Consider the following 10,687-nt stretch of genomic DNA (forward strand, 5'->3'; position numbering starts at 1 on the left):
GCCCGGCGCGTGGGCCGCGCCGCCCGAGGGCCCCGAGGGCGGGCAGCCGCAGGCCGTGCAGTGGCCCGACCCCAACCCCCTGCCCGAGGAGCACCGGCAGCCCGCCCAGGACGCTTTCGCGTACAACCCGGGGGCAACCGGCCAGTGGACCTTCGACGAGCCCTCACAGGGCGGTCACGGGGACCAGGGCGCTCCCGGCCAGGACGTGACCGGACAGTGGTCCATTCCCGTCGCCGACGGTGATCTGCCCGACGAGTCCGGCGAGTTCACGACCTCGACCCTGGTCGAGCAGTGGGGCGGGACCCCTCCGGCGACCCTGCCGGGCGGAGCGGCGGCGCCCTGGGCCAACGAGCCCTGGGCCCAGCAGTCCGGTCCCGAACAGCAGTCGCCTGCCGAGGAGGCCGCGGCCCACGCCGAGCACGGCCCCGTCGGGCCCAGCGCCGCGGAGATCGAAGCGGCCGAGATCATCGACGTCTCCGGAGAGCACGCCGACGAGATCGCGGTCTCCGTGGACCGCGAAGAATCGATGCGCGAAGGCACGATGCGCGAGGAGCCGGGTGAGGCACAGGCCGCCCACGGCCCCCCGGAACGCGCCGACGAGCCGGCTTCCGAGACCGGGGCGCACTCTCCGGAGGAGCGCACCGAGTCACCTGCCGACGCCGCCGAGGGATCCGCGGCCGACGACTCGCCGGGTACGCCCGCGCACAACGACCACCCACTGGCCTCGTACGTCCTGCGGGTGAACGGCGTCGAACGGCCCGTGACGGACGCCTGGATCGGCGAGTCGCTGCTCTACGTACTGCGCGAGCGGCTCGGTCTCGCGGGCGCCAAGGACGGCTGCTCGCAGGGCGAGTGCGGAGCCTGCAACGTGCAGGTGGACGGCCGGCTCGTGGCGTCCTGCCTGGTGCCCGCAGTGACCGCCGCGGGCAGCGAGGTGCGCACCGTCGAGGGGCTCGCCGCCGACGGGCAGCCCTCCGACGTCCAGCGGGCGCTCGCCAAGTGCGGTGCCGTGCAGTGCGGGTTCTGCGTCCCGGGCATGGCGATGACCGTGCACGACCTCCTGGAGGGCAACCCGGCGCCGACCGAACTGGAGACGCGCCAGGCCCTGTGCGGCAACCTGTGCCGCTGCTCCGGCTACCGGGGCGTCCTGAACGCCGTGCGCGAGGTCGTCTCCGAGCGAGAGGCCCACGCGTCCGCGGACAACGCGGACTCCGCGGACTCCGCGCCCTCTGCGGATGCCCGTATCCCGCACCAGGCGGGCCCCGGCGCCGGCGGCGTCAACCCGTCCGCGTTCGAGTCCCCACAGCCGCATGAGCAGCCCTACGGCCAGGACGGAGGCCAGGCGTGAGCAACGACACCGCCACCGCGACCGCCGCGGAGCCCGGCACCGCCCCGGAGCCGCTGCCCCACGGCCTCGGCGTGTCCCTGCCGACCGCGGAGGCCCGCGCCAAGACCGAGGGCACCTTCCCGTACGCGGCCGACCTGTGGGCCGAGGGCCTGCTGTGGGCGGCCGTCCTCAGATCACCGCACCCGCACGCGCGCATCCTGTCCATCGACACCACCCACGCGCGCGAGATGCCCGGCGTACGGGCCGTCATCACCCACGAGGACGTGCCCGGCACCGCACTGCACGGCCGCGGCAGAGCCGACCGCCCGGTGTTCGCCTCCGAGGTCGTACGCCACCACGGGGAGCCCATCGCGGCCGTCGCCGCCGACCACCCCGACACCGCCCGCATGGCCGCGGCCGCCGTCATCGTCGAGTACGAGGCACTCGACCCGGTGACCGACCCGGAGCAGGCCTTCGAGGCCGAACCCCTGCACCCCGACGGCAACCTGATCCGCCACATCCCGCTGCGCCACGGCGACCCGGACGCGGCCGGCGAGATCGTCGTCGAGGGCCTCTACCGCATCGGCCGCCAGGACCCGGCCCCGATCGGCGCGGAGGCCGGCCTCGCCGTGCCCCGCCCCGACGGCGGGGTCGAGCTCTACGTGGCGTCCACCGACCCGCACGCCGACCGCGACACGGCCGCCGCCTGCTACGGCCTGGAACCCGAGCGCGTGAAGGTCGTCGTCACCGGAGTGCCCGGCGCCACCGCCGACCGCGAGGACCAGAGCTTCCAGCTCGCCCTCGGACTGCTCGCCATGAAGACCGGATGTCCGGTCAAACTCACCGCGACGCGCGAAGAGTCCTTCCTGGGCCACGCCCACCGGCACCCGACGCTCCTGCGCTACCGGCACCACGCCGACGCCGAGGGCAAGCTGGTCAAGGTCGAGGCGCAGATCCTGCTCGACGCGGGCGCGTACGCCGACACGTCGTCCGAGGCCCTCGCCGCCGCCGTCTCCTTCGCCTGCGGCCCGTACGTCGTGCCGAACGCCTTCATCGAGGGCTGGGCCGTGCGCACCAACAACCCCCCCTCCGGGCACGTACGCGGCGAGGGCGCCATGCAGGTGTGCGCCGCCTACGAGGCCCAGATGGACAAGCTGGCGAAGAAGCTGGGCGTCGACCCGGCCGAGCTGCGCCTGAGCAACGCCATGGCCACGGGAGACGTGCTTCCCACCGGCCAGACCGTCACGTGCCCCGCCCCGGTCGCCGAACTGCTGCAGGCCGTGCAGGACTTCCCGCTGCCCGCCCTCCCGAAGGACACGCCCGAGGACGAGTGGCTGCTGCCCGGCGGCCCCGAGGGCGCCGGCGAACCCGGTGCCGTACGGCGTGGCGTCGGCTACGCCCTGGGCATGGTCCACATGCTCGGCGCCGAGGGCGCGGACGAGGTCTCGACCGCCACCGTGAAGGTCCACGACGGCATCGCCACCGTGCTCTGCGCGGCCGTGGAGACCGGCCAGGGCTTCACCACGCTGGCCCGGCAGATCGTCCAGGAGACGCTCGGCATCGAAGAGGTGCACGTCGCCTCCGTGGACACCGATCAGCCCCCCGCGGGGCCCAGCTGCCGCGGCCGCCACACCTGGGTGTCCGGCGGCGCGGTCGAACGGGCCGCCAAGATGGTCCGTACGCAGCTGCTGCAGCCCCTGGCCCACAAGTTCGGGATGTCCACCGAGCTCCTCCAGATCACCGACGGCAAGATCACCTCGTACGACGGTGTCCTCTCGACCACCGTCGCGGAGGCGATGGACGGCAAGGAGCTGTGGGCCACCGCGCAGTGCCGCCCGCACCCCACCGAGCCGCTCGACGGCACCGGCCAGGGCGACGCCTTCGTGGGGCTCGCCTTCTGCGCGGTCCGCGCGGTCGTCGACGTCGACATCGAGCTGGGTTCGGTACGGGTCGTGGAGATGGCGCTCGCCCAGGACGTCGGGCGGGTGCTGAACCCCGCGCAACTCGCCTCCCGGATCGAGGCCGGTGTCACCCAGGGCATCGGCGTCGCCCTCACGGAGAACCTGCGCACCGCGCGCGGGCTGGTGCGCCACCCCGACCTCACGGGGTACTCGCTGCCGACCGCCCTCGACACCCCCGACATCCGCATCGTCAAGCTCGTCGAGGAGCGTGACGTCGTCGCGCCCTTCGGCGCGAAGGCCGTCAGCGCGGTGCCGGTGGTCACCTCCCCGGCCGCGGTCGCCTCCGCGGTACGGGCGGCCACGGGGCGCCCGGTGAACCGGCTGCCGATAAGGCCGCAGGCGGCCGTGGTGACGGCGACGCAGTGACCCCTCCCGAGCCGCCGCGCTACGAACCGGGGCCGGGCGTCGGGAAAGTGATGCTGTGGGTGCTGGTGTTCGTGCTGGCTGCCGTGGTGGTCGTCGCGGGCGGCGTGTACTTCGGCTGAGGTACTTCGGCCGAGGTGAGTTCCGGATTCGGCCGAGGGCTGCGGGGCCGGATTCGGCCGAGGGCTGCCGGCTGCCGGTGATCCGCTGGTCACGGCGGTGCCGGGGCGTTGTCAGTGGTGCCGCGTAGTGTTCTGGGCAGTGGGGAGGACCGCTGGGCGGCGGGGCATCCTCCACGGGTTTTCCAAGCGTTTTCCGTGGGTCTGTCCACGGGTCCCAGGCGTGTGTTCCCGTGGAGTTCCCTGAGCGTTCCGCCCGGTCCGGTCCTGCCGGGGGACTGTGAACAACCATGCGCGGGGGAACGATGAGCACGACGGACGCCGGCATCAAGACGATCACCCTGACCGAGGACGAACTGGACCCGTACGTCACGCACGCGGCGACGCGGCGCTGGCTGGCGGGCCCCGGACTGCCGGGCGACGGCGGCCTGTTGACCTTCGAGGCACTGCGCGCTGACGGCCCCCGGACGGTGGCGGACTCGACCGGCGACCCGGACCTGCTCGCCGAGGACCTGCGGGACCAACTGGTGATAGGCGCGCTGCACGGCCCCGCCGACGCCGAGACGGAGTCGGTCCTGCTCGACGGGGCGACGGGCGAGGTCTCCACCACGTACTTCTTCCACGACCGGCCCGACCTGATGGACCGTCGCCCGCTCGCGCCCTCGCTCCAGGCGCTCACGGAGTTCGTGGCGGCGACGGAGGAGATGGCGGCCAGACGCGGCCGGTTCGCCTCCTACGAGGGCCGGTTCGGGCCGAAGGCCGTGGCCGCGATGTCGCAGCAGCTGCTCGCGGTCTTCGAGGAGGGCACCGGCGGCGAGATCCCGCCGTTCTGGCGGATGGCCGCGCTGATCCGCCCGCTGGCCCTCGTCGCGGGCCCGCCCGCCGACGAGACCCTGACCCTGGACCTGCCCGACCGTTTGCTGGACCAGGAGTTCGGCCAGGGCCGGGTCGTGCGCTTCGAGGACGTCGACTTCCCGGCGGCGCTGGCGCACGAGCCGACCCGCCGCTTCCTGCGCGACACGGGCCTGCCGGAGGACGGCTTCCTCTTCCAACTGGACACGGACGTGCCGCTGCCGACCCTCGCCGAGTACTACGAGGACGAGCGCCCGGGCGAGTACACCGCCGCCGAACTCCCCGACGGCTCCGACCACTTGATACGCCTCGGCCACCTCATCGAGGACAACAGCCTGGTCGTCGACGGCTCGACGGGCGCGGTCCTCAACTGGAGCGAGCCCGAGGCCACCCTGCACGCCCTCAACACGGACGTCTCCACCCTGGCCTTCACCCTCTGGCTGCTCCACCGGGAGAAGGCCATCGACGGCACCCTGTCCCACGAACTCACGACGGAGGCCTACGACCAGTTGGCCACGACGATGACGCAGACCCTCTCGACGGTCGACCCCACGGGCTCCGCCTCCGCTGCGGACTGGCACTACTGGACGGAACTGTTCCAGGACGAGGCGGGCGGGGTGCTGTGAGCCTCCGTGCACGGGTGCACGGCTCCGCCTGAACCAGTCGCGTACGGCTGCCGCAGGCGCGCCTTGCGCACGGCCGCCACACACGCGTCGGGGCCGACCGCCTGACAGCGGTCGACCCCGACACCGAACAGAGGCCGTGGCGGGAATTGAACCCACGTGCCTCGCTTTGCAGGCGAGTCCCTAAGCCACTCGGGCACACGGCCAAGCTTGAGTCCGGGGTTTCGGTGACCCGGTCACCCGGTGTTCCCGGTGCTCCGGACTCGTTGTGTCGAACGTACGGCGCTGTCGGCAGGGGGCTCAAGCGATCGGGCGGGGCTGCAATGGGACTGCCACACGGCGTTCATGAAAGGAGGCGGGGAGGGGTGGGGGAGGGAGGCTGAGGGAGGGGCGGGCGAGGGTGGTCGTACGACCAAGGTCCCGGGGCAGGACCGGTCTCCGGACAGGGGTCAATGTCGGTGGTGCCCCTTACGCTGGCGGGCATGACCACCCTGGAACCGAGCGACACCGGCGTCGCTGAGACCCCGGCCGACCTGGCCGACCCTGCCCACCCGGCCGCTCCTGTGGCATCGGCCGCCCCCGCGACGTCGGCCGCACAGCTTCCGGCGACCGAGACCGGCGCCGGTGAGGGTGTCCTCGGGCGTGCCCATCGGGCGCTCAGCATCGGGATCGTGTCCGTCGTGCTGCTGATCGCCTTCGAGGCGACGGCGGTCGGGACGGCCATGCCGGTGGCGGCGCGGGAGCTGGGCGGGGTCTCGTTGTACGCGTTCGCGTTCTCCGGGTACTTCACGACGAGCCTGTTCGGGATGGTGCTGGCCGGGCAGTGGTCGGACCGCGCCGGCCCGCTGGGGTCGCTGACGGCGGGGATCGGGGCGTTCGCGGCGGGGCTGCTGCTGTCGGGGACGGCCGGAGTGATGTGGCTGTTCATCCTCGGGCGGGCCGTGCAGGGACTCGGCGGCGGGCTGGTGATCGTCGCGCTGTACGTGGTCGTGGGGCGGGCCTATCCGGAGCGGTTGCGGCCGTCGATCATGGCGGCGTTCGCGGCGAGCTGGGTGATCCCGTCCGTGGTCGGGCCGCTCGCCTCCGGCGCGGTGACCGAACACCTCGGCTGGCGCTGGGTGTTCGTCGGCATACCCGTCCTCGTCCTCCTGCCGCTGGCGTTCGCGCTGCCGCAGATACGGCGGCGGGCGTCCGGCCCGGCCGGGGGAGCCGTGGCCGCGCCCTTCGACCGGCGGCGCATCCGGCTGGCGCTGGGCATCTCGCTGGGCGCCGGGCTGCTGCAGTACGGGGCGCAGGACCTGAGGTGGCTCTCGGTGGTCCCGGCCGTGGCGGGGGTCGCCCTCCTGATCCCGGCGGTGCTCGGGCTGCTGCCCAGAGGGACCTACCTGGCGGCGCGCGGGCTGCCGTCCGTGGTGCTGCTGCGCGGAATCGCCGCCGGGTCCTTCATCGCGGCCGAGTCCTTCGTGCCGCTGATGCTGGTCACCGAGCGGGGGCTGTCGCCGACGCTGGCCGGATTCTCCCTGGCGGCGGGCGGGGGCACCTGGGCGCTGGGTTCCTTCGTGCAGTCCAGGGCGCGCGTGGAACCGTACCGGGACCGGCTGATGATGCTGGGCATGGTCCTGACCGCGGCCGCCATCGCCGCCGCGCCGAGCGTGCTGATCGACGGGGTGCCGGTGTGGACGGTCGCGGTGGCCTGGTCCTTCGGCTGCTTCGGCATGGGCCTCGTGATCTCCTCCACCAGCGTCCTCCTGCTCCACCTCTCCGCCCCCGAGGAGGCCGGCACCAACTCCGCCGCCCTCCAGATATCCGACGGCCTCTCGAACGTCCTCCTCCTCGCCGCGGGCGGCGCGGCCTTCGCGGCCCTGGGCGGCGGCACGGTCACCCATGCCGCCACGAACGCCTCCGGCGGCCACCCAGCCGCCTTCGCCGCGGTGTTCCTGCCCATGGCCGGGGTGGCGCTGGTGGGGGCCTGGGTTACCACACGGCTGCGGACCGACTCCCGCTGACGTGCTGACCTGCCGACCCGCTGATCGCGGGGGCGTCGCTTGGCTCCCGCCCCCGGCGAAGTCTCGCCCCCGCTCCCGCCCCCGGCGAAGCCTCGCCCCGCCGACGAGAACAAGCCGCGCCCACCCGACGGAGTTCTCTGTGACGTGAGTCCCATCCAAGGGTGACCCCGCGTCGTCCGCGCGTTGACGCGGTGGGGCCGCCGGTAGGGTGGCCCGGTTGTCATACGCAGCCGATGCCATCCATAGCCGAGCCGCTCAACCACCCCACGGAGACCGTGACTACCACCGCCGCCAGTGCCACCTCCTCGCACCACCTGTCACCCGCGTTTCCCGGGCGCGCCCCTTGGGGCACGGCCAGCAAGCTGCGTGCCTGGCAGCAAGGTGCCATGGAGAAGTACATCCAGGAGCAGCCGCGTGACTTTCTCGCCGTCGCCACACCCGGAGCCGGCAAGACGACCTTCGCGCTGACGCTCGCCTCCTGGCTGCTGCACCACCATGTCGTGCAGCAGGTGACCGTGGTCGCGCCGACCGAGCATCTGAAGAAGCAGTGGGCGGAGGCGGCCGCGCGGATAGGGATCAAGCTGGATCCCGAGTACAGCGCGGGGCCGCTCAGCAAGGAGTACCAGGGCGTCGCGGTCACGTACGCCGGTGTCGGCGTGCGGCACATGCTGCACCGCAACCGCGTCGAGCAGCGCAAGACCCTGGTGATCCTCGACGAGATCCACCACGCCGGTGACAGCAAGTCCTGGGGCGAGGCCTGCCTCGAAGCCTTCGAGCCCGCCACCCGCCGGCTCGCGCTCACCGGTACGCCCTTCCGGTCCGACACCAACCCCATCCCCTTCGTCACGTACGAGGAGGGGAACGACGGGATCCGGCGGTCCGCCGCCGACTACACGTACGGGTACGGGAACGCGCTCGCCGACCACGTCGTGCGGCCCGTCATCTTCCTCTCCTACAGCGGCAACATGCGGTGGCGTACGAAGGCGGGGGACGAGATCGCCGCCCGGCTCGGCGAGCCGATGACCAAGGACGCGATCTCGCAGGCCTGGCGCACCGCCCTCGACCCGCGCGGCGAGTGGATGCCGAGCGTGCTGCGCGCCGCCGACCAGCGGCTCACGGAGGTCAGGAAGGGCATCCCGGACGCCGGCGCCCTCGTCATCGCCTCCGACCAGGAATCCGCCCGCGCCTACGCCAAGCTCATCCGTGACATCACCGGCAGCAAGGCCACCCTCGTCCTCTCCGACGACACGGGCGCGTCCAACCGCATCGACGAGTTCAGCCACAGCGACGACCGCTGGATGGTCGCCGTCCGCATGGTGTCCGAGGGCGTCGACGTGCCCCGGCTGGCGGTGGGCGTGTACGCGACCACCATCTCCACGCCGCTCTTCTTCGCCCAGGCCGTCGGCCGTTTCGTACGGTCCAGGCGGCGCGGCGAGACCGCCTCCGTCTTCCTGCCGACCGTCCCCGACCTCCTCACCTTCGCCAACGAGATGGAGGTCGAGCGCGACCACGCCCTCGACAAGCCCAAGAAGGAGGGCGAGGAGGACCCGTACGCCGAATCCGAGAAGGAGATGGAGGAGGCGAACAAGGAGCAGGACGAGGACACCGGGGAGCAGGAGCAGTTCTCCTTCGAGGCCCTTGAGTCCGAGGCCACCTTCGACCGGGTGCTCTACGACGGCGCCGAGTTCGGCATGCAGGCCCACCCGGGCAGTGCGGAGGAGCAGGACTACCTCGGTATTCCGGGGCTCCTCGAACCCGACCAGGTCCAGCTCCTGCTCCAGAAGCGGCAGGCCCGGCAGATCGCGCACAGCCGCAAGAAGCCGGACGACGAGGCCGACCTTCTCGAACTGCCCGCCGAGCGGCGGCCCGTGGTCTCCCACAAGGAGATGCTGGAGCTCAGGAAGCAGCTCAACACGATGGTCGGCGCGTACGTCCACCAGAGCGGCAAGCCGCACGGTGTGATCCACACCGAGCTGCGCCGGGTGTGCGGCGGGCCGCCGAGCGCGGAGGCGACGGCCGGGCAGTTGCGTCAGCGGATCGCCAAGGTGCAGGAATGGGCCACCCGGATGCGGTGACCGCGCCCCGGTAAGTCCCGCACGCCCCGGTACGTTCACGTGAGCGCCGGTGTCGTCATGACACCGGCGCTCACGCGTGTGTGCGCTCTGTGCGGGGGTCGTGCACGCCGAGTGGCATACGCCGGATATTTCAGGGCGAAAGTGAATCTAACTCCGGGTAACCGAACCCGGTCCGTACCTGCGAACGCCCGGATTCTGGACGGAGACTTCCGCTGAGCGAACCAGCTCGCTACTGTCCCGCTACGCACACGCCCCGTGGCAGCGCCGCCGCGGAGCGCAGCCGGTGCCCGCCCGGGAGAGCCCGGGACGCTGCCGACCGGCGGCCTCTGACGCGCGTCGCCGATGGGACCGGTGACGCATCCGCCGCGTAGGGGGCCGTCGACTCTCACCACTAAGGAGTGGGCGTCGTGACCGCGGAGACCTCCCAGACGCTCGACCGGGGACTGCGTGTCCTCAAACTGCTCGCCGACACCGACCACGGTCTGACCGTCACCGAGCTGTCCAACAAACTCGGAGTCAACCGGACCGTTGTGTACCGCTTGCTCGCCACGCTGGAACAGCACGCCCTCGTACGCCGTGACCTGGGCGGCCGTGCCCGCGTCGGGCTCGGCGTGCTGCGGCTCGGGCGGCAGGTGCATCCGCTGGTCCGCGAGGCCGCGCTGCCCGCGTTGCGCTCGCTGGCCGAGGACATAGGGGCGACCGCCCATCTCACGCTGGTCGACGGTGCGGAGGCGCTCGCCGTCGCCGTGGTCGAGCCGACGTGGACCGACTATCACGTGGCCTACCGCGCCGGGTTCCGTCATCCGCTCGACCGGGGGGCCGCCGGCAAGGCGATCCTCTCCGCGCGGGCCGCTTCCGCGGAGGAGCCGGGGTACACCCTTACTCACGGGGAGCTGGAGGCGGGCGCCAGTGGGGCGGCTGCGCCGCTGCTCGGAGTGACCGGGGTGGAGGGGAGTGTGGGGGTGGTCATGCTCGCCGATGCTGTGCCTGAGCGGGTGGGGCCGCGTGTCGTTGACGCGGCGAAGGAAGTGGCTGAAGCCTTGCGGTGATCTTGGTTCGGAGGGTTCGGAAGGTGCGGGGGGTTGGGGGTGCTGTGGGGGAGGTTGTGCGTCGTCTGCGGGGTGGTGGGGGCTGGTCGCGCAGTTCCCCGCGCCCCTGAAAGATTGCGCAGTTCCCCGCGCCCCTAAAGACTCGCGGCCCTCCCGGCCTCTGGGAGGCGCGCGGTTCCCCCTGGCCCCGGAGAGCCCCGCGCCCCAAAGAAAGGCGCGCGGTCCCCCTGGCCCCGGAGAGCCCCGCGCCCCAAAGAAAGGCGCGCGGTCCCCCTGGCCCCGGAAAGCCCCGGCCCCTGAAAGGCGCGCGGC

The 10,687-nt window shown here is 72.6% G+C and carries 7 protein-coding genes and 1 tRNA gene; 7 read left to right on the forward strand and 1 reads right to left on the reverse strand.

Features of this window, described 5'->3' with window-relative positions; translation table 11 throughout:
- The 4 genes from O3Q52_RS39395 to O3Q52_RS39410 form a co-directional block, all read left to right on the forward strand.
- On the forward strand, nt 1-1,348 hold a 1,348-nt coding region (locus O3Q52_RS39395), incomplete at its 5' end, for a 2Fe-2S iron-sulfur cluster-binding protein (protein WP_269653373.1).
- Nucleotides 1,345-3,654: a xanthine dehydrogenase family protein molybdopterin-binding subunit gene (locus O3Q52_RS39400; RefSeq protein ID WP_269653374.1), complete on the forward strand. Its 2,310-nt coding sequence runs from the start codon at nt 1,345-1,347 to the stop codon at nt 3,652-3,654. The genes O3Q52_RS39395 and O3Q52_RS39400, both read left to right, overlap by 4 nt.
- Nucleotides 3,651-3,773, forward strand: a complete 123-nt coding sequence (locus tag O3Q52_RS39405) for a hypothetical protein (RefSeq protein WP_269653375.1) — start codon at nt 3,651-3,653, stop codon at nt 3,771-3,773. Before O3Q52_RS39400 ends, O3Q52_RS39405 begins: the two co-directional genes overlap by 4 nt.
- Nucleotides 3,774-4,075: 302 nt before the next feature.
- Nucleotides 4,076-5,248, forward strand: coding sequence for an SUKH-4 family immunity protein (locus O3Q52_RS39410; protein WP_269653376.1), 1,173 nt, complete (start codon nt 4,076-4,078; stop codon nt 5,246-5,248).
- Nucleotides 5,249-5,379: 131 nt separating this feature from the next.
- On the opposite strand, the gene O3Q52_RS39415 is transcribed toward O3Q52_RS39410, so the two are convergent.
- Nucleotides 5,380-5,451, reverse strand: a tRNA-Cys gene (locus tag O3Q52_RS39415).
- 276 nt (nt 5,452-5,727) lie between these two features.
- Between O3Q52_RS39415 and O3Q52_RS39420 the strand changes: the two genes are divergently transcribed.
- The 3 genes from O3Q52_RS39420 (at nt 5,728) to O3Q52_RS39430 (ending at nt 10,375) form a co-directional block, all read left to right on the forward strand.
- Nucleotides 5,728-7,251, forward strand: a complete 1,524-nt coding sequence (locus tag O3Q52_RS39420) for an MFS transporter (protein WP_269653377.1) — start codon at nt 5,728-5,730, stop codon at nt 7,249-7,251.
- A gap of 275 nt (nt 7,252-7,526) precedes the next feature.
- Nucleotides 7,527-9,326 (forward strand): DEAD/DEAH box helicase, encoded by a 1,800-nt coding sequence (locus O3Q52_RS39425; RefSeq protein ID WP_269653378.1) that lies wholly within the window; start codon nt 7,527-7,529, stop codon nt 9,324-9,326.
- A 407-nt stretch (nt 9,327-9,733) separates the two neighbouring features.
- On the forward strand, nt 9,734-10,375 hold the full coding sequence (locus O3Q52_RS39430; RefSeq protein ID WP_143632657.1) for an IclR family transcriptional regulator: 642 nt from the start codon (nt 9,734-9,736) through the stop codon (nt 10,373-10,375).
- Nucleotides 10,376-10,687: the final 312 nt, after the last annotated feature.

It is taken from the genome of Streptomyces sp. ActVer (genome assembly GCF_027270795.1).
Lineage (GTDB): Bacteria > Actinomycetota > Actinomycetes > Streptomycetales > Streptomycetaceae > Streptomyces > Streptomyces umbrinus_A.